General features: G+C 63.6%; 25 protein-coding genes. 20 read left to right on the top strand and 5 right to left on the bottom strand.

What is annotated here, in order from left to right:
- The first annotated feature begins 17 nt into the window (after positions 1–17).
- The 4 genes from pheA (at position 18) to aroA (ending at position 4,634) form a co-directional block, all read left to right on the top strand.
- Positions 18–1,166, top strand: a complete 1,149-nt coding sequence (gene pheA, locus K2O51_RS26090; RefSeq protein WP_011298724.1) for a prephenate dehydratase — start codon at positions 18–20, stop codon at positions 1,164–1,166.
- 30 nt (positions 1,167–1,196) lie between these two features.
- Positions 1,197–2,327 carry a histidinol-phosphate transaminase gene (hisC, locus tag K2O51_RS26085; RefSeq protein WP_220630952.1) on the top strand — a complete coding sequence of 377 codons (1,131 nt, stop codon included), beginning with the start codon at positions 1,197–1,199 and terminating at the stop codon, positions 2,325–2,327.
- Positions 2,328–2,395: 68 nt separating this feature from the next.
- A complete protein-coding gene (locus K2O51_RS26080) occupies positions 2,396–3,292 on the top strand; it encodes a prephenate dehydrogenase (RefSeq protein WP_011298722.1) in 897 nt (298 codons plus the stop codon).
- Between the two features lie 37 nt (positions 3,293–3,329).
- Positions 3,330–4,634, top strand: a complete 1,305-nt coding sequence (gene aroA, locus K2O51_RS26075) for a 3-phosphoshikimate 1-carboxyvinyltransferase (protein ID WP_140949068.1) — start codon at positions 3,330–3,332, stop codon at positions 4,632–4,634.
- On the opposite strand, the gene K2O51_RS26070 is transcribed toward aroA, so the two are convergent.
- A complete protein-coding gene (locus K2O51_RS26070; RefSeq protein ID WP_011298720.1) occupies positions 4,624–4,845 on the bottom strand; it encodes a DUF2061 domain-containing protein in 222 nt (73 codons plus the stop codon). The two genes, aroA and K2O51_RS26070, sit on opposite strands and share 11 nt — an antisense overlap.
- Positions 4,846–4,974: 129 nt before the next feature.
- Between K2O51_RS26070 and cmk the strand changes: the two genes are divergently transcribed.
- From cmk to cysM, 11 genes are all read left to right on the top strand, one after another.
- Positions 4,975–5,640 carry a (d)CMP kinase gene (cmk, locus tag K2O51_RS26065; RefSeq protein ID WP_011298719.1) on the top strand — a complete coding sequence of 222 codons (666 nt, stop codon included), beginning with the start codon at positions 4,975–4,977 and terminating at the stop codon, positions 5,638–5,640.
- Between the two features lie 162 nt (positions 5,641–5,802).
- Complete coding sequence (rpsA, locus tag K2O51_RS26060) at positions 5,803–7,497, top strand: 30S ribosomal protein S1 (RefSeq protein WP_011298718.1); 1,695 nt, start codon at positions 5,803–5,805, stop codon at positions 7,495–7,497.
- A 30-nt stretch (positions 7,498–7,527) separates the two neighbouring features.
- Positions 7,528–7,941 (top strand): integration host factor subunit beta, encoded by a 414-nt coding sequence (locus tag K2O51_RS26055; RefSeq protein ID WP_011298717.1) that lies wholly within the window; start codon positions 7,528–7,530, stop codon positions 7,939–7,941.
- 194 nt (positions 7,942–8,135) lie between these two features.
- Complete coding sequence (locus K2O51_RS26050) at positions 8,136–8,456, top strand: lipopolysaccharide assembly protein LapA domain-containing protein (RefSeq protein WP_220630951.1); 321 nt, start codon at positions 8,136–8,138, stop codon at positions 8,454–8,456.
- Positions 8,457–8,459: 3 nt separating this feature from the next.
- The gene (gene lapB / locus K2O51_RS26045; RefSeq protein ID WP_011298715.1) at positions 8,460–9,683 is read left to right on the top strand and encodes a lipopolysaccharide assembly protein LapB; all 1,224 of its coding nucleotides are present in this window, start codon (positions 8,460–8,462) and stop codon (positions 9,681–9,683) included.
- Between the two features lie 36 nt (positions 9,684–9,719).
- Positions 9,720–11,093 carry a UDP-glucose dehydrogenase family protein gene (locus tag K2O51_RS26040; protein ID WP_011298714.1) on the top strand — a complete coding sequence of 458 codons (1,374 nt, stop codon included), beginning with the start codon at positions 9,720–9,722 and terminating at the stop codon, positions 11,091–11,093.
- Between the two features lie 51 nt (positions 11,094–11,144).
- Complete coding sequence (gene rfaE1, locus K2O51_RS26035; protein ID WP_011298713.1) at positions 11,145–12,092, top strand: D-glycero-beta-D-manno-heptose-7-phosphate kinase; 948 nt, start codon at positions 11,145–11,147, stop codon at positions 12,090–12,092.
- A 49-nt stretch (positions 12,093–12,141) separates the two neighbouring features.
- Complete coding sequence (gene rfaD, locus K2O51_RS26030) at positions 12,142–13,137, top strand: ADP-glyceromanno-heptose 6-epimerase (protein ID WP_011298712.1); 996 nt, start codon at positions 12,142–12,144, stop codon at positions 13,135–13,137.
- A gap of 152 nt (positions 13,138–13,289) precedes the next feature.
- On the top strand, positions 13,290–13,628 hold the full coding sequence (locus K2O51_RS26025; protein WP_011298711.1) for a ComEA family DNA-binding protein: 339 nt from the start codon (positions 13,290–13,292) through the stop codon (positions 13,626–13,628).
- A gap of 268 nt (positions 13,629–13,896) precedes the next feature.
- Positions 13,897–15,195, top strand: a complete 1,299-nt coding sequence (locus tag K2O51_RS26020) for a solute carrier family 23 protein (protein ID WP_011298710.1) — start codon at positions 13,897–13,899, stop codon at positions 15,193–15,195.
- A gap of 97 nt (positions 15,196–15,292) precedes the next feature.
- Positions 15,293–16,195 (top strand): cysteine synthase CysM, encoded by a 903-nt coding sequence (gene cysM, locus K2O51_RS26015; RefSeq protein WP_220630950.1) that lies wholly within the window; start codon positions 15,293–15,295, stop codon positions 16,193–16,195.
- A 70-nt stretch (positions 16,196–16,265) separates the two neighbouring features.
- On the opposite strand, the gene K2O51_RS26010 is transcribed toward cysM, so the two are convergent.
- The 4 genes from K2O51_RS26010 to mltB form a co-directional block, all read right to left on the bottom strand.
- Positions 16,266–17,297 carry a glycosyltransferase family 9 protein gene (locus tag K2O51_RS26010; RefSeq protein ID WP_140949054.1) on the bottom strand — a complete coding sequence of 344 codons (1,032 nt, stop codon included), beginning with the start codon at positions 17,295–17,297 and terminating at the stop codon, positions 16,266–16,268.
- A 44-nt stretch (positions 17,298–17,341) separates the two neighbouring features.
- The gene (locus K2O51_RS26005) at positions 17,342–18,337 is read right to left on the bottom strand and encodes a glycosyltransferase family 8 protein (protein ID WP_011298707.1); all 996 of its coding nucleotides are present in this window, start codon (positions 18,335–18,337) and stop codon (positions 17,342–17,344) included.
- On the bottom strand, positions 18,334–19,443 hold the full coding sequence (locus tag K2O51_RS26000) for a glycosyltransferase family 9 protein (RefSeq protein WP_181184363.1): 1,110 nt from the start codon (positions 19,441–19,443) through the stop codon (positions 18,334–18,336). The genes K2O51_RS26005 and K2O51_RS26000 overlap by 4 nt, the downstream gene beginning before the upstream one ends.
- 168 nt (positions 19,444–19,611) lie before the next feature.
- On the bottom strand, positions 19,612–20,718 hold the full coding sequence (gene mltB / locus K2O51_RS25995; RefSeq protein ID WP_140949056.1) for a lytic murein transglycosylase B: 1,107 nt from the start codon (positions 20,716–20,718) through the stop codon (positions 19,612–19,614).
- Between the two features lie 179 nt (positions 20,719–20,897).
- On the opposite strand from mltB, the gene K2O51_RS25990 reads away from it, so the two are divergent.
- From K2O51_RS25990 to K2O51_RS25970, 5 genes are all read left to right on the top strand, one after another.
- Positions 20,898–21,821, top strand: coding sequence for a histone deacetylase family protein (locus K2O51_RS25990; RefSeq protein ID WP_011298704.1), 924 nt, complete (start codon positions 20,898–20,900; stop codon positions 21,819–21,821).
- 13 nt (positions 21,822–21,834) lie between these two features.
- The gene (locus tag K2O51_RS25985; protein ID WP_011298703.1) at positions 21,835–22,638 is read left to right on the top strand and encodes an enoyl-CoA hydratase; all 804 of its coding nucleotides are present in this window, start codon (positions 21,835–21,837) and stop codon (positions 22,636–22,638) included.
- A gap of 167 nt (positions 22,639–22,805) precedes the next feature.
- Positions 22,806–23,840, top strand: a complete 1,035-nt coding sequence (locus tag K2O51_RS25980; RefSeq protein WP_011298702.1) for a methionine ABC transporter ATP-binding protein — start codon at positions 22,806–22,808, stop codon at positions 23,838–23,840.
- Positions 23,830–24,483 (top strand): methionine ABC transporter permease, encoded by a 654-nt coding sequence (locus tag K2O51_RS25975; protein WP_011298701.1) that lies wholly within the window; start codon positions 23,830–23,832, stop codon positions 24,481–24,483. Before K2O51_RS25980 ends, K2O51_RS25975 begins: the two co-directional genes overlap by 11 nt.
- 65 nt (positions 24,484–24,548) lie before the next feature.
- On the top strand, positions 24,549–25,346 hold the full coding sequence (locus tag K2O51_RS25970) for a MetQ/NlpA family ABC transporter substrate-binding protein (protein WP_220630949.1): 798 nt from the start codon (positions 24,549–24,551) through the stop codon (positions 25,344–25,346).
- The last annotated feature ends 105 nt before the right edge of the window (positions 25,347–25,451 follow it).

Here is a 25,451-nt window from a genome sequence, read left to right as displayed (position 1 = left end):
CCAACCGGTTCCTGCAAATGACAAGCGAAGACAACAACACCGCGCGCGAGGAGACGCAGCAGAGCGGTGCTTCCCCGAGCGCGGCGGAACGTGCCCTCGGTGCCGAACTGGCCCCGTTGCGCGAGCAGATCGATACCGTCGACCGTGAACTGCTGGCCATGCTGAACCGGCGCGCGCAGCTTGCGCTCGATGTCGGCGAGGTAAAGAAGAAGTACGGCGCGCCGGTGTTCCGCCCCGAGCGCGAACTGCAGGTCATTCGCAAGGTGCAGGCCGCCAATCCGGGTCCGCTGCTCGGCGAGAGCGTGGCGTCGATCTGGCGCGAGGTCATGTCGGCATGCCGTGGCCTGGAAAAGCCGCTTGAGATCGCCTTCCTCGGCCCGGCCGGTACGTTCTCGGAACAGGCTTTGTACGCGCACTTCGGCCATGAAGTGAGCGGCGTGCCGTGCCCGAGCATCGACGAAGTATTCCGCGCCGTTGAGGCGGGGACCGTCGAGTACGGCGTGGTTCCGGTGGAAAACTCCACCGAGGGCGCCGTGTCGCGCACGCTGGACCTGTTCCTGCAGACCTCGCTGAAGATCAGCGGCGAAATCGCGCTGAAGGTGCACCACAACCTGATGGCCGCTTCGCCGGACATGAACGGCGTGAAGGTCGTGCGCGCGCATGCGCAGGCGCTCGCGCAGTGCCAGCACTGGCTGACGGCGAACTATCCGCACCTCGAGCGGCAGGCCGTATCGAGCAATGCCGAGGCGGCGCGCATGGCGAGCGAAGATCCCACGGTCGCGGCCATTGCCGGCGAATCGGCTGCTAATCGCTATCACCTCCATATCATCCGGCCGCATATCCAGGACGATCCGCACAACCGCACGCGCTTTGCCGTGATTGGCCGGTACGAGACTGAGCCGTCGGGCAGCGACCAGACTTCGATGATCCTGTCGGTGCCCAACAAGGCCGGCGCGGTCTACCAGTTGCTCGCGCCGCTGGCGGAGAACGGTGTGTCGATGTGCCGCTTCGAATCGCGCCCCGCGCGCAGTGGTGCATGGGAGTACTACTTCTACGTCGATGTGGAAGGCCACCAGCACGAGCCGGCCGTGGCGCGCGCGATCGAGACGCTGCGGCGCAACGCAGCGTACCTGAAGGTGCTCGGGTCGTACCCGTCGAGCAAGTAAGCACGCGCAGATACGAGGCAAGGAGACAAGATGGCAGAGCAAGGCAAGCAAGGCGGCAAGGTACCGTTCGGCCCGGATTACGTCAGGGCGATTTCGCCTTACATCGCGGGCAAGCCGATTTCAGAGGTGGCGCGCGAGTTCGGCCTCGACGAGGCCGGCATCGTGAAGCTCGCGTCGAACGAGAACCCGCTGGGCATGCCGGAGTCCGCGAAACACGCGGCGGCCGCGGCCATTGCCGAACTGGGTCGTTACCCCGATTCGAACGGCTTCGAACTGAAAGCTGCGCTTTCGACAAAGCTCGGTGTGCCGCAGGACTGGCTTACGCTCGGCAACGGCAGCAACGACATCCTCGAACTGGCCGCGCATGCGCTGGTCACGTCGGGGCAGTCGATCGTGTACGCCGAGTATTCGTTCGCGGTCTACGCGCTCGCGACGCAGGAGATCGGCGCGCGCGCAATCGTGGTGAAGGCGCGTGATTATGGCCATGATCTCGACGCCATGGCGGCGGCGATCACGTCCGACACGCGTCTGGTGTTCATCGCCAACCCGAACAACCCGACCGGCACGTTCGTGCCCGCGGCGGCGCTGGAAACGTTCCTGGCCAAGGTGCCGGCCGAGGTAGTCGTGGTACTGGACGAGGCGTACAACGAATATCTCGATGACGACCAGCAATATGATTCGGTGGCATGGGTTCGCCGCTATCCGAACCTGCTGGTGTCGCGCACGTTCTCGAAGGCCTACGGGCTGGCGGGCCTGCGCATCGGCTATGCCGTGGCGCAGCCGGAACTGACCGATCTGCTGAACCGCATCCGGCAGCCGTTCAATGTCAATAGCGTCGCCCAGGCGGCGGCCGTGGCTGCGCTTGGCGACACGGCATTCCTGCAGCGCAGCGCCGAACTCAACCGGGCGGGCAAGGCCCAGCTCGTTGAGGCGTTTTCGCGCCTCGGGCTCGAGTTTGTCGCATCGTCCGGCAACTTCGTGCTGGTGCGCGTCGGCGATGACGATGACGCCGGTGCGCGCGTCAACGTGGCGCTGCTGAGGCAGGGCGTGATCGTGCGGCCCGTGGGCAACTACGGCATGCCGCGCTGGCTGCGTGTCACGATCGGCTTGCCCGACGAAAACGCCGCCTTCATCGCGGCGCTGGAGCGCGCGCTGAAGTAACCGCGCGCAACGGCCATGCATTTCCTTTTTCGAATTTCCCGTATTGCCCGCCCCCGAGGGCTGAGATTGTGAGCGCTCTGCATTTTTCCCGTGTTGTGATTGTCGGTGTCGGCCTGATTGGCGGTTCGCTTGCGCTTGCGCTCAAGCGCGCGGGCGTCGTTGGGACAGTGGTCGGCGTGGGTCGCTCGCCCGCGTCGCTGCAAAAGGCGCTTGATCTGGGTGTCATCGACGAGGCCGCTTCGCTGGAAGAGGCGGCGCGCGACGCCAGCCTGGTCGTGCTGTGCGCGCCGGTCGCGCAGAATTTTGCGTTGCTGCATGCGCTGGAGCCGCACCTGCAGCCGGGCACGATCGTGACTGATGCGGGCAGCACCAAGTCCGACGTCATCATGGCGGCCAAGACTGCGCTGGGCGACAAGGTCGCGCAGTTTGTTCCGGCACATCCGATTGCGGGGCGCGAACTCAATGGCGTCGAGGCCGCGCTGGCGGATCTATATGTCGGCAAGAAGACCGTGCTATGCCCGTTGCAGGAGAATTCGCGTGCCGATGTCGCTGCCGTGCGCGCGATGTGGGAAAGCGCGGGGGCCGAATGCCACGTCATGTCCGCCGTGCAGCACGACGCGGTGTTCGCTTCGGTCAGCCACCTGCCGCACGTGCTGTCGTATGCGCTGGTGGCGCAGGTCGGCAATGCGGAAGACGCAGCGCTCAAGCTGGCGTTTGCTGGCGGCGGCTTCCGCGATTTCACGCGCATTGCCGCGTCGTCGCCGGAGATGTGGCGTGATATCTGCGTGGCCAACCGCGAGGCGCTGCTGCGCGAGCTGAACACCTACCAGTCGGTGCTGACGCATCTGAAGACGCAGATCGAGAAGGGCGACGGCGCGGCGCTGGAACGCATCTTTGCGCGCGCGAGCAAGACTCGCCTGCAATGGGGCGCCGACCGGGCAGCCGCGGCGAATACTGAACCCTGAACTGGCGCGGCCACGAGCCGTGCCTAGCGTGAATACCATGGAACACCTGACGCTTGGCCCTCTTACCCGCGCCGCGGGCACTGTCCGTTTGCCGGGCTCGAAAAGCATTTCGAACCGCGTGCTGCTACTCGCTGCGCTGGCCGGCGGCGAGACGCGCGTGCGCGACCTGCTCGATTCCGACGACACCCGCGTCATGCTGCAGGCGCTGAAGACCCTCGGCGTCGCGTGGCGCCAGGAAGGCAGCGACTACATCGTGACCGGTTCGGGCGGCAATTTCCCGGTCAAGGCGGCCGAGTTGTTCATGGGAAATGCCGGCACGGCGATCCGTCCGCTGACGGCCGCGCTCGCGCTGCAGGGCGGCGACTACAAGCTGTCCGGTGTGCCGCGCATGCACGAACGGCCGATTGGCGATCTCGTGGATGGCCTGCGCCAGGTGGGCGCGGACATCGGCTATCTCGCCAATGAAGGGTTTCCGCCCTTGCATATCCGTCCCGCGCAGATCCGCATCGATGCGCCGATCCGCGTGCGCGGCGATGTGTCGAGCCAGTTCCTGACCGCGCTGCTCATGACGCTGCCGATGGCGCAGGCGGCAAACGGCAAGATCGAGATCGAAGTGGTCGGCGAACTGATCTCGAAGCCCTATATCGAGATCACGCTCAACCTGCTTGCGCGCTTCGGCATCAACGTGGAGCGGCAGGGCTGGGAGCGCTTTATCGTCCCGGCCGGCGCGGTGTACCGCTCGCCGGGCGAGATCTACGTGGAAGGCGATGCCTCGTCGGCCTCCTATTTCCTGGCGGCCGGCGCGATCGGCGGCGGCCCGGTGCGCGTGGAAGGCGTCGGCATGAGCAGCATTCAGGGCGACGTGCGTTTTGCCGAGGCGCTCAACCGGATGGGCGCCAATGTCATGGCCGGCGACAACTGGATCGAAGTGCGCGGCACCGAGCGCGACGATGGCCGCCTGCATGGCATCGAACTGGACTGCAACCATATTCCCGATGCCGCGATGACGCTCGCGGTGGCGGCGCTGTTCGCCGAGGGCACGACCACGCTCACGAATATCGCGAGCTGGCGCGTCAAGGAAACCGATCGCATCTCGGCCATGGCGACCGAACTGCGCAAGCTCGGCGCGACGGTGGAAGAGGGGGCCGACTACCTGAAGGTAACGCCGCCCGCGCAGTGGCAGACGCCGGCCGACGGCATTGGCACCTACGATGACCATCGCATGGCGATGTGTTTCTCGCTGGCTGCATTCGGCCCGCTGCCGGTCCGGATCAATGACCCGGGCTGCGTGGCGAAGACGTTCCCGGACTACTTCGCGGTGTTCGGCGGCGTTACGCGCTAAGCGCCGGGGTGCCAGCCTGCACCGGTTCGTGCCGGTGCTCCCGCTTTTCCCGCCGGTCCCAGTAGCGGTCGAAGAAGTAGTGCGCCACAGTATTGATGGCGGGCTCGATAAACGTGATCGCGCCGCTCACGGCGAGGCTGCCGGTCAGCGCGTACGTCACGCTGAAGGCGATGCCGAGGTGCAGGATGCCGAACGTCAGGGTCTTGGCCATGGTAGATTGCCTCGCGAACGAAGAGATGTAGCGGGAAGGGCAGAAATGCGGCACCGGAGTGCGGTGAATCAAATGATAATGATTCGCAATTGAATTTCCAATCGAAGTTTTCTGTCGGCATCATCAGCAATGACTATCGTTCACGTCATCACCATTGACGGTCCAACCGCCTCGGGCAAAGGCACTGTCGCGCACAAGGTAGCTGACGCGGTTGGCTATCATCTGCTCGACAGCGGGGCGCTGTACCGCCTGGTGGCGCTCGCCAGCGACCGCATCGGCGTGGATATCGAAGATGTCGATGGCCTTGCAAAAACCGCGTCCCGTCTCGATGTCAAGTTCGGTCCCGACCGCGTCTGGCTGTCCGGCGAGGAAGTCAGCCTGGCGATCCGGGCCGAAGCCATCGGCAATCGGGCCTCCGCCATCGCCGTGCACCAGCCGGTGCGCGACGCGCTGACCAAGCTGCAGCGCGACTTCCGCAAGCTGCCCGGCCTGGTCGCGGACGGGCGCGACATGGGGACGGTGATCTTCCCTGATGCCCAGCTCAAGGTATTCCTGACCGCAAGTGTTGAAGCGCGCGCTCGCAGGCGCTATAAACAATTGATTGATAAGGGAATTTCTGCTAATATCGAAGACCTTTTGCGTGACCTTGAGGCGCGCGATGCACGGGATCGAAACCGTGCTGCCGCGCCGCTGCGTCCCGCCGAGGATGCGAAACTGCTCGACACCTCCGACATGACGGTGGATCAGGCAGTGGCGCAGGTGCTGGAGTGGTTCGCCGCTGTGCGCAAAGCCTGACATTGTCAGCGCGTACCCAAGCGATGGACGCTTCCCGTACCAGGTGTCGGCTCCGTAACCACAGGGGCGAAGCCGGCAGTGTTCAACCTGACCCCGCTGCACATGGCAGACTGCGCGCGATCCTCGCGCCGGCCGGTGTACCGCGGATTGCTACTTACGTTTATGTCCGACCTGCAAACTAACGAATCCTTTGCCGCACTGTTCGAGGAATCGATCGCCCGCTCCAATATGAAGGCTGGCGAAGTGATCTCCGCTGAAGTCGTGCGCATCGACCACAACTTCGTGGTTGTCAACGCTGGCCTCAAGTCCGAGGCTTTCGTGCCGGTGGAGGAGTTCCTGAACGACCAGGGCGAACTCGAAGTGCAGGCCGGCGACTACGTCTCCGTGGCCATCGACGCACTCGAGAACGGCTATGGCGACACCATCCTTTCCCGCGACAAGGCCAAGCGCCTGGCATCGTGGCTGAACCTCGAGAAGGCGCTGGAAGACGGCGAAATCATCTCGGGTACCGTGACCGGCAAGGTCAAGGGCGGCCTGACGGTCATGGTCAACGGCATCCGCGCGTTCCTGCCGGGTTCGCTGGTTGACGTGCGTCCGATCAAGGACACCACCCCGTACGAAGGCAAGACCCTGGAATTCAAGGTCATCAAGCTGGACCGCAAGCGCAACAACGTTGTGCTGTCGCGCCGTGCCGTGGTCGAAGCCACGCTGGGCGAAGAGCGCCAGAAGCTGATGGAAACCCTGAAGGAAGGCGCCATCGTCAACGGTATCGTCAAGAACATCACCGACTACGGCGCGTTCGTGGACCTGGGTGGCATCGACGGCCTGCTGCACATCACCGATCTGGCATGGCGTCGCGTGCGTCATCCGAGCGAAGTGCTGTCGGTTGGCCAGGAAATCACCGCCAAGATCCTCAAGTTCGACCAAGAGAAGAACCGCGTTTCGCTGGGCGTGAAGCAGCTGGGCGAAGATCCGTGGGTGGGCATCTCGCGCCGCTACCCGCAAGGCACCCGCCTGTTCGGCAAGGTGACCAACCTGACCGACTACGGCGCGTTCGTCGAGATCGAAGCCGGTATCGAAGGCCTGGTGCACGTGTCCGAAATGGACTGGACCAACAAGAACGTGGCTCCGTCGAAGGTTGTCCAGCTGGGCGACGAAGTGGAAGTCATGGTCCTGGATATCGACGAAGACAAGCGTCGTATCAGCCTGGGCATGAAGCAGTGCAAGGCCAATCCGTGGGACGATTTCTCGCGCAACCACAAGAAGGGCGACAAGCTGAGCGGCCAGATCAAGTCGATCACCGACTTCGGCGTGTTCATCGGTCTGCCGGGCGGCATCGACGGCCTGGTGCACCTGTCCGACCTGTCGTGGCAAGAGACCGGCGAAGAGGCTGTGCGCAAGTACAAGAAGGGCGACGAAGTGGAAGCCGTTGTCCTGGGCATCGACGTCGACAAGGAACGCATCTCGCTGGGCATCAAGCAGCTGTCGGGCGATCCGTTCAACAACTTCATCTCGGCCAACGACAAGGGCTCGCTCGTGACCGGCACCATCAAGGCTGTCGATCCGAAGGGTGCCGTGGTTCAGCTGGCTGACGACGTGGAAGGCTACCTGCGCGCATCGGAAATCTCCGCTGACCGCGTGGAAGACGCCCGCAACGTGCTGAAGGAAGGCGAGCAGATCACCGCTCTGGTGGTGAACGTCGACCGCAAGTCGCGCAACATCAACCTGTCGATCAAGGCCAAGGACAACGTCGAGCAGCAGGAAGCCATGCAGAAGTTCCAGGCCGACACCAGCACCGCTGGTACGACCAACCTGGGCGCCCTGCTGAAGGCCAAGCTCGGCCAGGACAACCAGTAATCGCAGGCCCTGACGCCCGCGCGAACGCCCATGACCAAGTCGGAGCTCGTCGAAAAACTGGCTGCCCGCTTTCCGCAGTTGCTGCTGCGGGATGCGGACATCTCGGTGAAAACGATACTCGACGCGATGTCCGATGCGCTGGCCGATGGCCATCGCATCGAGATCCGCGGATTCGGCAGTTTTGGTCTGAATCGGCGTCCGCCGCGCGTTGGGCGCAACCCCAAGTCCGGCGAGCGAGTGCTCGTGCCCGAGAAACGGGTGCCGCACTTCAAGGCGGGCAAGGAGTTGCGCGAACGGGTAGACCGGAACCTCACGCCGTCTTCGGGCGGTTCGGGTAACGGACACCTGACCGGTACGCCGTCCGGCAAGGGCCCTCAGGGCGCCGCGCCGGGCAGCCCGGCGGTGCTGCATGAAGGTGGCGGGCTGAACCTGGCCCGCTCCTGACGCGATCCGTCTGCCGGCACTGTGTTGTCGCAAATAAAAAAGCGCTCCATTGCGGGGCGCTTTTTCATTTTGGGCATCCCATCGGGAACGTGCCGTTTTCATTTGCTGGAAGTGATTCCGCTACAATGCCGGGGTCTGCCGCACTCCAGCGATGCGCCTGTGCGCTCCCGCAACGCCACGCCTGCTTATACCGCATGAAACTCGTCGCCTGGATTATTCGCATCGTCCTGTTTGCGCTGCTGTTCGTGCTCGCGCTGCGCAATACCGCGGACGCTTCGCTACAGCTTTTCTTTGATGCTGTCTGGCGCGCCCCGCTGATCCTGATCCTGTTCGTGGCGTTTGTCCTCGGCGCCGTCGCGGCACTGGCAGCGGTGGCACCAGGCCTGATGCGCCAGCGCATGGAGGTCGCGCGGCTGCGCCGTGCGCTCGGTGATGCCGGCCGTCAAGCGGCCTCCGATAATGCCGCACGTGAAGGCAAAAGTGCTCCTTACAACGTAATTGGCCCGAAAGTCTGATCCATGATGTTTGAAACCTGGTGGCTGCTTGCGCTGCCACTTGTCTTTGGCCTTGGATGGATGGCGGCACGCTTCGATGTGCGCCAGCTCATCAGCGAGCAGGGTGCCTTGCCGCGCTCGTATTTCAAGGGCCTCAATTTCCTGCTCAATGAGCAGCCGGACCAGGCCATCGACGCCTTCATCGAGGTCGCGCGGCTCGATCCGGAGACCACCGAACTGCACTTTGCGCTTGGCGCGCTGTTCCGTCGCCGTGGCGAAACCGAGCGCGCCATCCGTGTGCACCAGAACCTCGCCACACGTCCGGATCTGCCCGAGCCAGAGCGTGAGCACGCGCTGTATGAACTGGGGCAGGACTTCTTGCGTGCGGGCCTGCTGGATCGCGCCGAAGAGTCGTTGCGCCGGCTGATGTCTGGCCCGTACGCGGCGTCAGCCAAGCGGGTGCTGCTTGAACTCTATGAAGTGGAGAAAGAATGGCAGAAGGCCATCGATGCCGCGCGCGAGCTGCAGGCGCTCGAGAATAAGGACTACCGCCTGCAAATTGCCCAGTTCTGCTGCGAACTGGCGCAGGATGCGCTGCAACGCAAGCGTCCTGAAGACGCCGTCAAGTGGCTGAACCAGGCGGTCCAGGAAAATCCCGCCAATGTGCGCGCGCCGATCCTGCTTGGCGATGTGGCGGCGGCTGCCGGTAATGCGCGCGCCGCGTTGGGCCACTGGCTCGGCATCGAGCGACAGGATGCGTCCTTCCTGCCGCTGGTCGCAGAGCGCGTGGTGAAAGCCTATGCCGGCCTCGGCGAACAAGGCGTCGCACTGGATTGGCTGCGCGGTCTGCTGAAGGGCAGTCTTGCGGCTGAACTGCTCGACGTTGCGTTCAAGACGGAACTCGACCAGAACGGGCCGGAAGCGGCGACCCGGCTGATGCGCGAGCAACTGCGCCGCCAGCCGACGCTGCTGGCCCTGACCCGGTACTTCGAGGCGCAGGCCGCCAGTATGGCGCCAGCCGGCGCAATGGCCGGCAATGGCAGCGAAGCCGATACCGGCGAGACCGTTGAGGGCGACAAGACAAAGGAGGTCACGGCGATCCGCGACCTGCTGCAATTGCGTACGCGCAACCTGGCCCGCTACACCTGCCGCGAATGCGGCTTCCGTGCGCGGCTTTTCTACTGGCAATGTCCCGGCTGCAACCGCTGGGAGACCTATGCGCCCCGGCGATCCGAAGCGCTCGGCTGACCAGGCCGCCACGCGAACTAATTTCATGTAAATGCTATGAAAGTCACCATTATTGGCAGTGGCTATGTTGGCCTCGTTACCGGCGCGTGCCTGGCCGAACTCGGCAACGATGTGTTCTGCCTCGACGTCGACGAAAAGAAGATTGCCTTGCTCAACGCCGGCGGTGTGCCGATCTACGAGCCGGGGCTTCAGGAAATCATCCAGCGCAATCGCGCGGCCGGGCGGCTGACGTTCTCGACCGATGTGGCGGCGAGCGTCGAGCACGCCGATGTGCAGTTCATCGCCGTTGGCACCCCGCCCGATGAAGACGGCTCGGCGGATCTGAAGTATGTGCTTGCGGCGGCGCGCAATATCGGCCGCCATATGACCGGCTTCAAGGTCGTCGTCGACAAGTCCACGGTGCCGGTCGGCACGGGCGACCGCGTAGCCGCTGTGATTCGCGAGGAGCTTGCCGCGCGCGGCCTGGAGGACCTGCAGTATTCCGTGGTGTCGAACCCGGAATTCCTCAAGGAAGGCGCTGCGGTCGAAGACTTCATGCGTCCGGATCGCATCGTGCTCGGCTGCAGCGCCGACGCTGCCGGGCGCCACGCGCAGGCCACCATGCGGCAGCTCTATGCGCCATTCAACCGCAACCACGAACGCACCTTCTACATGGATGTGCGCTCGGCGGAATTCACCAAGTACGCCGCCAACTCCATGCTGGCCACGCGTATTTCATTCATGAACGAACTGGCCAATCTGGCCGACGAGGTTGGTGCCGACATCGAACTCGTTCGCATGGGCATCGGCTCGGATCCGCGTATCGGCTACAGTTTTTTGTATGCGGGTGCAGGCTATGGCGGTTCTTGCTTCCCGAAGGATGTGCAGGCGCTGATGCGCACGGCGTCGGACCACGGCAAGCCGATGCGCGTGCTGGAGGCTGTCGAAGCCGTGAACGGTGCTCAGAAGCAGGTGCTCGGCGACAAGGTGCTGCGCCGGTTTGGCGATGACCTGAGCGGCCACACCTTTGCCATCTGGGGGCTGGCGTTCAAGCCGAACACCGACGATATGCGCGAAGCGCCGTCCCGCGTGCTCGCGCGCGAACTGGTCTCGCGCGGGGCAACGCTGCGCATGCACGATCCGGTGTCCATGGAAGAGGCGAGGCGCGTGCTGGAAACGGATCTCGCCGACATTCCGGGTGGTATCGACCGGCTCAGTTTCCACGCTGCCCAGATGGAGACCCTCGATGGTGCCGACGCGCTGGTGATCGTGACGGAATGGAAGGTCTTCCGCAGCCCGGATTTCGAGCAGATCAAGCGGCGCCTGAAGACGCCGGTGATCTTCGATGGACGTAACCTGTACGAGCCGGAAGCCATGGCGCAGGCCGGCATCGAATACCACGCGATCGGGCGATCGGCCGCGAAGCGCTGAACGCATCAGCAGCGCGCCTGTCCGAAGACGGACAGGCTTGCCGGAGGAATCATGGGTATGAATCAAATTTCGCAGGATCAGATCGGCCAGGCGCGCATCCTGGTGGTCGGCGACATGATGCTGGACCGCTATTGGTTCGGCGACGTCGAGCGCATTTCGCCGGAGGCGCCGGTACCGGTCGTCCAGATCAAGCGCAGCGATGAGCGCCTGGGCGGCGCCGCCAACGTGGCGCGCAACTCGGCCGCGCTCGGTGCGCAGGTCGGCATGCTCGGCGTCGTCGGTGACGATGAGCCCGGCCGCACCATCGAATCGTTGCTGTCGGCGTGCAAAGTCCAGCCGTACCTGCACCGCGACGCCAGCGTCAACACGACGATCAAGCTGCGCGTGCTCGCGCACCAGCAGCAGTTGCTGCGCGTGGATTTCGAGAACCCGCCGACGCATGAGGTCTTGCTGTCGGTGCTCGAAGGTTTCCAGGAACTCGTGAAGCAGTACGAGGTACTGGTGCTGTCGGACTATGGCAAGGGCGGGCTGACCCACGTGGGCCGCATGGTCGAGGCCGGCCGCGCGGCCGGGCGGATGGTGCTCGTCGATCCGAAGGGCGACGACTATTCGCGCTACCGTGGTGCCACGCTGATCACTCCCAACCGCGCCGAGATCCGGCGCGTCGTGGGCGCCTGGAAAAGCGAACAGGACCTCACCGCGCGCGCCCAGAACCTGCGGCGTGACTTGCAGCTCGAAGCGCTGCTGCTCACCCGTTCGGAAGAGGGTATGACTCTTTACACGGAGGCTGAGGTACTGCACGTCTCGGCACAGGCGCGGGAAGTCTATGATGTATCAGGTGCCGGCGATACCGTGATCGCCACGCTGGCGACCATGCTGGCGGCCGGCGTGTCGCTGAAGCAGGCGGTGCAGTTCGCCAACCGCGCTGGCGGCATTGTCGTGGGCAAGCTGGGTACTGCCGTCGTTAGCTACCCGGAACTGTTCGGCGCTGCCGGCTGATCGCCTGTGTCTTCCGGCGCGCCCTGTTGAACTCTCTGTCGGACCGATCATGACCATCATCGTCACCGGCGCTGCAGGATTCATCGGCAGCAACCTCGTCAAGGGATTGAACGCGCGCGGCGAGAACCACATCGTCGCGGTCGACAATCTGCACCGCGCGGACAAGTTCCACAATCTGGTGGACTGTGAAATCCGCGACTACCTCGATAAGGACGATTTCCTGTCCCGGTTCGAGCGGGGCGAGTTCGGCCGGGTACGCGCTGTTTTCCATCTTGGGGCCTGCACCGACACGATGGAGCAGGACGGGCGCTACCTGATGGAGAACAACTATCGCTACAGCAAGACGCTTATGGAGCTCTGCCTCGCGCAGGACACCCAGTTCATCTATGCCTCGTCTGCGGCGGTCTACGGCGAGTCGCACTCGTTTCGCGAAGCGCGCGAGTACGAGCGGCCGCTGAGCGTCTACGGCTACTCCAAGTTCCTGTTCGACCAGGCCGTGCGCAACAGGCTCGATGGCGCGCTGTCTCAGGTTGTCGGGCTGCGCTATTTCAACGTGTATGGCCCGGGTGAGGCGCACAAGGCCCGCATGGCCTCGATCGTGTGCCAGCAGTTCGAGCAATTCCGTGCCGAAGGCACCGTCAAGCTGTTCGGCGAGCACGGCGGCCATGGGCCGGGCTGCCAGAGCCACGATTTCGTTTCCATCGACGATGTGGTCAAGGTGAACCTGTTCTTTCTCGATCATCCGCGCCGATCGGGCATCTTCAACGTCGGTTCCGGCCATGCGCGCTCATTCAACGATGTCGCCTGTGTTGTCGTCAACACCCTGCGCGCGGCGGAGGACAAGCCGCCGTTGGCCCTTGAGGAGCTCGTGCAGGAAGGGCTGCTGGAATACTTGCGATTCCCCGATGCACTGCGCGGGCGCTACCAGAGCTTCACCCAATCGGACAGTTCGCGCCTTCGCGAAGCTGGCTACACCGCTCCTTTCGTTGCGATGGAGGAAGGCGTGGCACGCTATTGCCAGTGGCTGCTCGAACGCGGCCAGTGAGCGCGCCCGGCGGCGCTTCGATGCTCGGAAACATCTCCGTGCAATCCACGTGAACGTTTGTTGCCGCATGCGCTGGCGCATGCGGCGGGTCCTATCCTGAGCGCACCTTGCCAATTCCGGCAAGGCAACGCAAACGGAAGGGGAACTCACAAATGTTCAAGGCATTGTTCAAGCGCGGCTGCCTGGCCGCTGCAATCTGGATGGCGCTCACCGGTGCCGCGATGGCAGCAGTGGATGTCAATACGGCCGACGCAACCGCGCTTACCTCGGTGAAAGGCATCGGGCCTGCAACTGCAAAGAACATCATCGACGAACGCACCAAGCACGGGCCCTACAAAAGTGCGGCCGATCTTGCCGAACGCGTCAGCGGCGTGGGAGCCAAGTCGGTCGCCCGCATGCAGGAGGGTGGGCTGACGATCGGCGCCAAGGCTGCGCCGGCGGCAGCGGCCCCTGCCGGCGCAGCGGCCGCCCAGCGCTCCGCGAAGCGCTGATCACGCATGGCACCCGGCGCAAAGGGGGTGCCCGGGTGCCGTGGTCCTTCGCCACCTTGTTCCTTGTGTCAGATTCGATGTTGTGCCGTTGGTATGGCTCGTGCTAGTCAGGCGCACTGTTCTTCGCTTGCCGGGAGCGGCGGAGTATCATGCGGCAGCCAGCGCGGGCCAGGTGGTTTCTCCGGCCGCGCGATCTGTATAACCAGGCCAGGCCTCGCCCTTCCCAATGGGCCAGGGAGAGCCCGGCAGAACAACAGGGAGCATAACAATGACCAATGGCGAGGACACAGGGTTCCTGCCGAAGTGGCGACTGAAGACGGAAGGGGTCATCGGTCCGGACGAGCGCCTGCCCACCGGGCAGACGGTACTTGCCGGCATCCAGCACGTGGTGGCGATGTTCGGTTCCACGGCTATCGCGCCGATCCTGATGGGATTCAACCCGAACATCGCCATCCTTTTCTCTGGCATCGGCACGCTTATCTTTTTCCTGTGCGTGCGCGGCCGCGTGCCCAGCTATCTGGGCTCCAGCTTCGCGTTCATCGCCGTCGTGATCGCGGCCACCGGCTATGCGGGCAGCGGACCCAATACCAATATCCCGGTCGCGCTGGGCGGCATCATCGCCGCAGGCGCGTTGTACACGGTGATCGGCCTCGTCGTTCAGGCAGTCGGCTATAGCTGGGTGGAAAAGCTGATGCCGCCTGTGGTCACGGGCGCGATCGTCGCAGCCATCGGACTGAACCTCGCGCCGGTGGCGGTAAAGGCCGTGAGCGGATCGTCGTTCGATACGTGGGTCGGCTTGCTGACCGTGCTGGCGGTCGGACTGGTGGCAGTGCGCGCGCCTGGCATGATCGGTCGCCTTCCAGTGCTGATCGGCGGCCTGTTCGGCTACCTGATTTATTTCGTCGGCACGAACCTGATGGGCCTGGGCAAGCCAATCGATTTCGCTGGCGTGGCCGCCGCGAACTGGTTCGGCCTGCCGGCGTTCACTTCGCCGGTATTCGAATTCAGCGCCATGCTGCTGATCGCACCGGTGGCCATCGTGCTGGTCGCAGAGAACCTCGGTCACATCAAGGCCATTGGCGTGATGACGGGCCGCAATCTCGATCCGTACATCGGCCGTGCGTTTATTGGCGACGGTGTGGCGACCATGCTGTCCGCCAGTGGCGGCGGCACCGGCGTTACCACCTATGCCGAGAACATGGGCGTGATGGCCGTGACCAAGATCTATTCGACGCTGATCTTCGTCGTGGCCGCTGCGGTTGCCATCCTGCTCGGGTTCTCGCCGAAGTTCGGTGCGCTGATCCTGACCATTCCGGGCCCTGTGATAGGCGGCTTGACCATCGTGGTGTTCGGCTTGATTGCTGCCACGGCAGGCCGTATCTGGGTTCAGAATCACGTCGACTTTTCCAGCTCGCGCAACCTCATTACAGTGGGCGCGACGCTGACGGTAGCGGCCGGTGACCTGACGCTCAGGCTCGGTGGCATGACGCTGGGCGGCATTGGCACCGCGACGTTCGGTTGCATCCTGCTTTACCACCTGCTCGGCGAAGGCAACAAGGAGGCTTAAGCCGGGGCATCCACACTGGCAGTGGGCCCAACGGGCCGCTGCCGGCGCGGGTCAGGGGCCTGGATTACAATGTGCGAGACATTTTCGACCCCGCACCATGGCCTACAAGACAATCGAAGACACCATCGGCAATACCCCGCTGGTCAGACTGCAGCGCATTCCCGGTGCCGCCAACGACGCACGCGGCAACGTCATCCTGGGCAAGCTCGAGGGTAACAACCCGGCAGGGTCAGTCAAGGATCGCCCGGCCGTGTCGATGATCGCCCGTGCTGAGGCGCGCGGCCGCATCAAGCCCGGCGACACGCTGATCGAAGCCACGTCCGGAAATACCGGCATCGCGCTCGCCATGGCCGCGGCCATCCGCGGCTACAAGATGGTGCTGATCATGCCGGAAGATCTGAGCCTGGAACGCCGCCAGAGCATGGCCGCCTATGGGGCCGAGATCATCCTGACTCCGGTGAAGGGCGGCATGGAGTACGCGCGCGACCTCGCCGATTCGATGGAGCGTGAGGGCAAGGGCGTCATCCTGGACCAGTTCGGGAATCCGGATAATCCGCTGGCCCACTACGAAACCACCGGCCCGGAAATCTGGCGCGATACGGAAGGGCGGATTACGCATTTCGTATCGGCCATGGGAACGACCGGCACAATCACCGGCGTTTCGCGATACCTGAAAGAGCAGAACCCGGCCATTGAGATCGTCGGCGCGCAGCCGGCGGAAGGCTCGCGGATTCCAGGCATTCGCAAGTGGCCGGAGGCTTATCTGCCGAAGATCTATGATGCGAAATACGTGGACCGTACCGAGCCCGTGAGCCAGGCCGATGCGGAACACATGGCGCGGCGCATGGCAAGCGAGGAGGGCATCTTTAGCGGTATCTCGGCGGCGGGCGCGCTGTGCGTGGCCTTGCGAGTTGCTGAAGAGGTGGAAAACGCGACGATCGTTTTCGTGGTCTGCGACAGGGGAGATCGATACCTGTCCACGGGCGTATTTCCCGCCTGAGTTTCCTCCGAAGTCGGAAATCTAAGTACCCTGTGACGGATAATCCCGTTGCAGGGTACTGGTGTATTCCTTATGCCGCGGACTTGTCGCGGATCCAGCCCTCGACAATTTCCAGCACGGATTGGGGGCTGAGCTGAACCATGCAGTCGCAGCTGATCGTTTCGAGCTTTTCGCAATCCCTGCAGCTCTTGTCCCTGACGAGATTCTGAGCCCGTTTTCCCAGCGCCGCCCATCTGCCCGGATGCATCGGACGCGTCGGCGGGAACAGCCCCAACGTGCGCTGGCCAATCGCGGCCGACAAATGCAGAGGCCCGGTGCCACTGGCGATCAGGCCATCCGCCTGGTGGATGAAGGTGGTCAACTGGCCCAGCGTCTGCGTGCCGCACAGGCTCGTGACGTTCGGCTTGGCCAGCAACGCGCCGCCGTTGGCTTTCAGCCATTCCCCTTCTTTTGCACTGCCCGACAGCCACAGATGCACATCGCGCCTGGCCAACAGTAACTCCGCCAACGCAGCGTAGTGTTCGATCGGCCATTCGCGGCCGTGGCCGTTCGACTTGGTGTGAAGGACCAGATTGAACGCATACGGGGCCTGCATTTCCGAAATGGCCTTGTCTTCGGGAATATCGAAGTGATACAGGTCCGGGATTTGCTCCCGCGTCGGAATGTCACGGCTGCCATACGGGCTCAGGAAGCGAAAGTTGATCTGCGCCTCATGGTCTTCCGTGGTCCGCTTGCTGAAACGCACCCTGCGGTTGCAATACAACATCAGGTAAATCTTCTGGCGCGCGTTGCCGATCCGGTGGCGGACTCTTGCCCGGAACGCGGCCTGCGCCAGCGTTCGATCGGGCTGTGCCAGGATCACGGTATCGATGCCGGATTTCCTGAGAAAGCCGGCCGGGTCATCGGCAATGTTTTCCAGTTCGATGACTTCATCGATATCCGTGCAGAAGCGGACCAGCGGCGCCGCATAGGCGCGGCACAGGAAGCTGATCTTCGCTTTCGGATTCAGTTGCCTCAGTCGAGCGACCATCGGCAAGGTCAGTACTATGTCGCCGATGTTGTCGGTGCGGCTGACCAGTATGTGGTTGCTTCGGATTGCCATTTATCTTCAATGTCAGAGCAGGGTGGGGGCATGCCACTCAGGCATTACCGTTGCGCCCGCTTGCGCAAATACCGCAAATACCATTTCAGGCTCTCCACCGGCTTGTGCTGGCGGAACATGAAACGCGAATGCATGCGCATTTCCTTGGTATTTCTCGGTTCCGGATCCAGCGGCATGTCACGCCACGGTGACAAGGCCAGATATTTGCGGAACAGTCCGCGGGCCTCATGGCCGCTCCAGTCGGCCCAGGGTTTGACCGAGCCCGCAAAATGGATAAAGACCGCCTTGCCGACCGGACGCATGGCAAAGCGGTTGACGTTCAGGTCGTGGATCAGGTCATACAGGTAATTCCAGCGCGGCGAGATGTATTTCGCGCGACCGTTGAGCACCTTGTTGAGCGCGTCCTGGTCGTTGAAACGCATGTCCGTGCTGGTATCAAGTAGCGCTTCCAGGGTTTGAGGCGTGATGTTTTCGGCCAGCCACTTGTCGATATTGATGAACAGCACGCCGCCATTGAAATACTCGGCATGGGCCAGGCCAAGTGCGGCAACACGCCGGCGCAGTGTAACGGGCGCATCCGGCACGACGACCGCGATCTCGTTGCTGATATCCATGTCGACCAGTTCGTCGAGGCGGTTGACGCACAGGATATCGGCATCGAGGTACAGCACGCGGTCGGTCTGCCCTTGCAGCACCTCGGGAATGACCAGTCGAGTAAAGATCGACAGCGAGTAGTGCGAGTGCCCGAGGAAATGCGAGAACTGCGTGAAGGATGCCAGATCCAGCAAGTGCAGCTGGGTGCTGACCGGGTACATCTCTTCGAGCTGCTTCAGGCGGCGCTGATTTTCTTCCAGCGCGGAGAACGTCAGCACATGGAAGGTGAAATGCTGTCCCGGGTTATTGTCGATGATCGATGCGATCGTCGCGCCCATCGCACGGAAATAATTGTCGTCGACGCAGAACGCGATATGGAACGACGGCTTGCCGTTGCTGCCTGTCATCGGAGCCATGGTGTTGTTGTCGGATGCGGGCAGGTTCATTGGATGGTCTTCATGACTTGTTCGACGGGAATGGCATTGACCCAGTCCCGGCGATTCGCTGCGGTGATCACCGTGCTGTTCTGCCTGTCGATCGGCACCCACTCAGGATTCTTCTGGCGCATCAGTGCAATCACGGGCACATGCACGGCGTTCGCCAGGTGCATCACGGCCGTTTCCACCGAGATGATCAGATCGCATTGCGCCAGGATTGCAGGCAGCTGGAAGAAGTTGTCTTCGGCACTGAACAGCTCGGTGCGCGCCAGGCTGTAGCTGCTGATGACCTCGCGCGCATGCGCCAGTTCCTGCGGCACCGCATTGACGATGAAGCAGCTGTCGCGCCACCGCGGATGCTGCTGCATGGCCTGGATCAGCGCGGCGACCTGTTCCAGCGTCCAGCAGCGCTTCTTCGTCTTGGCGTACGGGTTAATGAACACCAGCTTGCCTTCGCGAGGCGAAAAGCCCCAGGCGGCAAGCGTGTCCTGCGCATACTGTTGCCATTGCGCGGGAATATCGACAAAGGGAAAGCGCTCCGCCGGGCTGACTTCCAGTCCGCTGATCTGGCGGAACCAGTGCGCATACACGTCACTGATGTGCTGCGGCGAGGCCCGGTCGACCTTGTACGGCGGAATCGAGGCGTCGAGCTTGCGGTAGGCAAGCAGGTGGTGTGGCTGATAGAAGCGGACAGGGCGCGTCATGCCCACCACGAATCCGTCCGGACTGATGGTGCGTGCAAGGTTTGCGTACTGCGGCGGCCGCAGCGTCGCTAGCGACACCACGATCGGATAGTGCTCCTGCTGCGCCTCGCGGATCGATGCCTCGTAGAGTTCCGGGCTATAAGTGCGCGTATAGACCTTGCTGAAAAACGGGCAGGCGGCCAGCCAGTCGTAGAGCGAGTACTTGCGCAGGTGTTCCCAGGCTTTGGCATCGCCGGTGCGGCGCACTTCGTCCACCCACAGGTGGATTTCCAGGTGCGGGTTAGCCTGCGCGAATGCCTTGAAGAAGTTTTGCAGATAAGTGAAATCGCCCAGCGCGAGGTGAGCGATGAACAGTATCTTTTTCGACCGCTTCAGCAAGTCTGCGGGAATCAGTGTCTGGGGTTGTGTCACGAATGGCTCGCGGGAAGTCACGTGGCGTCGTCAGGCCGTTATTGTAAGGGAGGGCAAGGACTGGCCCGAAAACTGCAGTGGCTTTTGGCGCACAATTGCCGGGCGCGGTGATGCCGCCTGCCGGCGAGTGCTGGCAGGCGGTAGCGTATCCGGCGACAGGCCTGGGCGTCAGCCCATTGCAGCCTTGACGGCTTCGCCCAGTTGGTACACCGAGAGCGCGTAGAAGAAGCTGCGGTTGTAGCGGGTCAGCACATAGAAGTTGCGCAGGCCGATCATGTACTCGGTGGGCTGATCGGGGGTGGGCAGGTCGACCACCAGGACGCCGGTTTCGCCTTCGCGCGCGAGGTCGACGGGCTCATCGAGACGCAATCCCGCGCGGGTAAGCTGGTTCAGCGTCCGTGTCGGCCACGGCTCGCCGTCGGCCGCCGCCGCCGCAATGCCGCGGCTGCCTTCATCGTTGGCCAGGCGCCAGACCACGGGCCGGTTGGCTTCCCAGCCGTGCAACTGCAGAAAGCGGCCGACGCTGCCGATGGCGTCGGTGGGGCTGTTACGCAGATCGATGCGGCCGTTGCCGTCATAGTCGATCGCATACTCGCGCAGGCTGGTCGGCATGAACTGCGGGATGCCGATCGCACCGGCAAAGGAGCCCAGCACCGAAAAGACGTCGGTACGCGTGTCGCGGCACCAGATCAGGTAATCCGCCAGCTGGTTGCGGAACAGCGTCGCCCGGGCGTCGCGGTTAGGCGTGGACGGATAGTCGAAAGCCAGCGTCGAGAGCGAGTCGATGACGCGGAACGTGCCCATGTCGCGCCCGTAGATGGTTTCCACGCCGATGATGCCGACAATGACCGAAGCCGGCACGCCGAACTCGGCTTCGGCGCGCCGCAGCGTGTCGCGGTTTTCCTGCCAGAAGCGCATGCCCGCGTTGATGCGGATCGGTTCGATAAAGCGCGAACGGTAGGCACGCCAGCTTTTGCGCCCTGGCGTGGCTGGCGGCATGACCAGCCGCACCACGGTGGCGGAATAGACCGCTTGCCCGAACCAGCCTTCCAGCGTGCCGCGGTCGAAGCCGTGGCGAGTCACCATGTCGTCGATAAAGGCGCGGGTCTGTGCATTGTCGCGATAGCGCCCGGGCTCGATTTCTTCTTCCCGCACGCTCACGCGGCGCTTGCCGGCGGCGAGGAGGCTTGGGGAGAGGCCGCAGAGTCCCAGTGCGGCAGCGGATAACGCAGCGCCCAGCAACGGGCGGCGCAATGAACGCTGGGTGTCGGTCATGGTGTCCTTAGCAAGTCGCAGCGAGTATAGCGGATGGCACTGCACGCTCCGACGCCGAACTGCCGCCTGTCTGCCGCTCAATTGCCGCGGATATGGCGCCGCCACGGGCCCTGGCGGTCCGCTGGGGGGCTTGTCCTGTGCTAACGTAACGTTTGGAGACAAAACAACGAAGATAAGACATGCCGACGGGCTATTACACGCATCCGGAGTTCCTTTTGCACGAGATGGGCCATTTCCATCCCGAGTGCCCGGAACGCCTGCAGGCGATCGAGGATCACCTGATTTCCCACGGCATGGACGGCCTGCTGGAGCGCCGTGAAGCGGCGCCCGCGACCCGCGAGCAGATCGAACGCGTACACGGGGCCGCTTATGTCGATTCGCTGGAGCGCGCGAGCCCCGCCAGCGGCTACTACCCGATCGATCCCGACACATCGATGAATTCGCACACGCTGGCAGCCGCGAAGCTGGCAGCGGGGGCGGCCGTGGCGGCTACCGATGCCGTCATGGCGGGCGAGGTGGAAAACGCGTTCTGCTGCGTGCGTCCGCCCGGACACCATGCCGAGCCCGACCGCGCCATGGGCTTCTGCTTCTTCAACAACGTGGCCGTCGCGGCCCGCCATGCGCTGGCAGCGCACGGGCTGGAGCGCGTGGCCGTCGTCGACTTCGACGTCCATCACGGCAACGGCACCGAGGCAGCGTTCCGGGGCGACGATCGCGTGCTGATGTGCAGCTTCTTCCAGCACCCGTTCTATCCCTACAGCGGCACCGAGCATATCGCCACGAACATGGCGAATATCCCGCTGCCTGCCTATACCAACGGGCTCGCGGTGCGCGAGGTGGTCGACACCATCTGGCTGCCGCGGCTGAACGAGTTCCGCCCGCAGATGCTGTTCATCTCGGCCGGCTTTGACGCCCACCGCGAGGACGACCTGGGTCAGATGGGCCTGGTCGAGCAGGACTATGCGTGGATCACGGGGCAGCTCGTCGATGTGGCCCGCGCGCATGCGAACGGCCGCATCGTCAGCTGTCTCGAGGGCGGCTACAACCTCAGCGCGCTGGGCCGCAGCGTGCTGGCACACCTGAAAGTGCTGCTGGAACGATAAGGAGCAAGCCCGCATGGCCGACACCGATCCGCGCACGAGCGCACCCCTGCTGACCGAGTCGCGCGATGCCGCGGGCGTGGCGCGCCTGACCATGAACCGCCCGGAAGCGTTCAACGCGTTGTCCGAAGACCTGCTGGACGAACTGGCTGCCGCCTTCGCCCGCCTGGCCGCGGACGAGTCGGTACGCGTGGTGGTACTGGGCGGCGCCGGCAAGGCCTTCTGCGCCGGGCACGATTTGCGCGAGATGCGCGCCTCGCCATCGCATGACTACTACCGGCGCCTGTTCGACCGCTGCACCCGGGTGATGATGGCCATCCAGAAGATGCCGCAGCCGGTCATCGCGCGCGTACATGGCATTGCGACGGCGGCAGGCTGTCAGCTGGTGGCCATGTGCGACCTCGCCGTGGCTGCGGACGATGCGCGCTTTGCCGTATCGGGTGTCAATCTGGGGCTGTTCTGTTCGACGCCCGGCGTTGCCCTGTCACGCAACCTCTCGCGCAAGCAGGCCATGGAGATGCTGCTGACCGGCGACATGATCGATGCTGCTACGGCCTGCGCGCGGGGGCTGGTCAACCGGATCGCGCCGCTGGCCCAGCTCGATGAAGAAGTGGCACGGCTGGCGGCCAGCATCTGCGCCAAGCCGGCGGCGGCCGTGGCGGCAGGAAAGGGTCTGTTCTACAAGCAACTCGAAATGGGCATCGAGGCGGCCTACCAGCTCGCTGGACAGACTATGGCCTGCAACATGATGGATGAGTCTGCGCTGGAGGGCGTCCAGGCCTTCATCGACAAGCGGGCGCCGAGTTGGCGTGCCTCATGAGGCCTATGAGCCGCAGCTATATGCCTTGAGTGCATAAAGCCATCGGAAAAAATTCGTTTATTGCATGAAGCGGATCGCTTAAAATGCTCGCTTCATAAAACATAACGTGGCGGCAACAGCGCTGGAGACCTTTCTCGCCTGTTGCCGTTTTCTTTTGGTCACTTTTCATGATCGAACTGCAAGGACTCTCGCAGCGTTTCCCCGGCGGGTCGGGTGAAGTGCATGCTTTGCGGGACGTCAGCCTGTCCATTGGGGCGGGCGAGGTCTTCGGCATCATCGGCCGCAGCGGCGCCGGCAAGAGCACGCTGGTGCGCGCCATCAACCTGCTCAACCGTCCGACGAGCGGCCGCGTGATCGTCGGCGGCCAGGACCTGACCGCGCTGGACAACGGCGCCCTGCGCCTGGCACGCCGTGACATCGGCATGATCTTCCAGCACTTCAACCTGCTGTCGTCGCGCACCGTGTTTGACAATGTGGCGCTGCCGCTGGAACTGGCGGGCAAGACGAAATCGGAAATCGAGGCCACGGTGCTGCCGCTGCTGGACCTGGTGGGGCTGTCCGTGCTGAAGGACCGCTACCCCTCGCAGATCTCCGGCGGCCAGAAGCAGCGCGTGGGCATTGCGCGCGCGCTGGCAAGCAAGCCCAAGGTGCTGCTATCCGATGAAGCGACGTCCGCGCTCGACCCGGAAACCACGCGCTCGATCCTGGACCTGCTCAAGCAGATCAACCGCGAACTCGGCCTGACCATCGTGATGATCACGCACCAGATGGAGGTGATCAAACAGGTCTGCGACCGCGTTGCCGTGCTGGAAGCCGGACGCGTGGTGGAAGAGGGCCGCGTGATCGACGTTTTCCTGCGCCCGCAGCATGAAGTCACGCGCGCCATGATCGGCGACGTGATCGCGCAGGAGTTGCCCGAAAGCGTGCTCAAGCGCGTGGAAAGCCGGCTCGGCAACGGGCGCGATCATGTCTACCGTCTTGCCTTTACCGGCGAAGGCGTGGACCAGCCGGTGCTGGCCCAGGCGATCCGCCGCTATGGGCTCGATTTCAATATCCTGCACGGCCATATCGACGAGATCCAGGGGCAGGCCTTCGGCTCGCTGGCCATCATGGCCACCGGCGAGCTGGCCGACGTGAAGGCGGCAATGGAATACCTGCAGCAACAGGGCGTGGTGGTAGAGGAGATCGAACATGTGGTCTGAAATGTTTGACCTGTTCCTGACGTCCTTCAACGAGACGCTGCTGATGGTGGTGATCTCCGGCGTGGTCGGCTCGCTGCTGGGCGTGCCGCTCGGCGTGCTGCTGCACCTGACCAATCGCGGTGGCGTGCTGTCGCACCCGCTGTTCAATCGCACCATCGGCGTCGTGGTGAACGCGGTGCGCTCGGTGCCTTTCATCATCCTGCTGGTGGTGGTGATTCCGTTCACGCGATTCATCGTCGGCTCGTCGATCGGCACCACGGCGGCGATCGTGCCGCTGACCATTGCGGCGGTCCCGTTCATCGCGCGGCTCGTGGAAAGCGCGCTGCGCGAAGTCGACAAAGGGCTCGTCGAAGCGGCCCAGTCGATGGGCGCAACGACCGGCCAGATCGTCTGGAAGGTGCTGCTGCCCGAAGCAATGCCCGGCATCGTGGCCGGCCTGACCATTACCTTCGTGAGCCTGGTCGGCTATTCGGCCATGGCGGGCGCGATTGGCGGTGGCGGCTTGGGCGACCTGGGCATCCGCTATGGTTACCAGCGCTACATCACAGAGGTGATGGTCGCGGTGGTGGTGATCCTGATCATCTTCGTGCAGGCTGTGCAGAGCTTCGGCGACTGGCTGGTCCGCCGCATCAGCCACCGCTGATCCCTCAACGATTCAGGCGACGCGCCGCAAGGCGCCACGCCGCTACTCAAGAAAGAAGGCAAGACATGCAACGTCGCAACCTGCTGCAATGGATTCTTGGTGCCGCGCTCGGCGCCACGCTGGCTACCGGTGCGGTGGCCCAGGATAAGCCGATCAAGGTTGGCGTGACTGGCGGCCCGCACGCCCAGATCATGGAACAGGTGAAGAAGGTCGCGGCCAAGGACGGGCTGAACATCCAGGTGGTCGAGTTCAGCGACTACATCCAGCCCAACGCCGCGCTGGCCGCCGGCGACCTGGACGCCAACAGCTACCAGCACTTGCCATACCTCGAAGCGCAGATCAAGGATCGCGGCTACAAGTTCACGCACGTGGCCTTTACGGTCACGTTCCCGATGGGCGTGTACTCGAAGAAGATCAAGTCGCTCGACCAGCTCAAGGCCGGCGCGCGTGTCGGCGTGCCGAACGACCCGACCAACGGTGGCCGCGGCCTGCTGCTGCTGCAAAGCAAGGGCGTGATCAAGCTCAAGCCGAATGCCGGCCTGAAGGCAACGCCGCTGGATATCGTCGAGAACCCGAAGAAGATCCGCATCGTCGAGCTGGACGCCGCGCAACTGCCGCGGTCGCTCGATGACCTGGACGCCGCCGCCATCAACGGCAACTACGCCGAGTCGGCTGGCCTGTCGCCCACACGTGATGCAATCGCCATCGAAGGGCCGAAGGGGCCGTACGCGAACCTCATCGCCATCCGCGAGGCAGACAAGAACAAGCCTTGGGTTGCCAAGCTCGTGAAGGCCTATCAGTCGCCGGAAATCAAACAGTACATCACTTCTACCTTCAGGGAATCGGTGATTACGGCCTGGTGAGCCGGGGATCTCATCCAATTCGACGATGTACGTGCCGCCCGTGTCGCGGCACAATCACGAGGATGCAAGAGCCAGCCGGGCTATGCCCGGCAACTTTTTGCCTAT

It is taken from the genome of Cupriavidus pinatubonensis (assembly GCF_019602855.1).
GTDB classification, from domain to species: domain Bacteria; phylum Pseudomonadota; class Gammaproteobacteria; order Burkholderiales; family Burkholderiaceae; genus Cupriavidus; species Cupriavidus pinatubonensis.
Note: the sequence above shows the minus strand (reverse complement) of the source record. Positions and strands in the feature narration are given on the sequence as shown.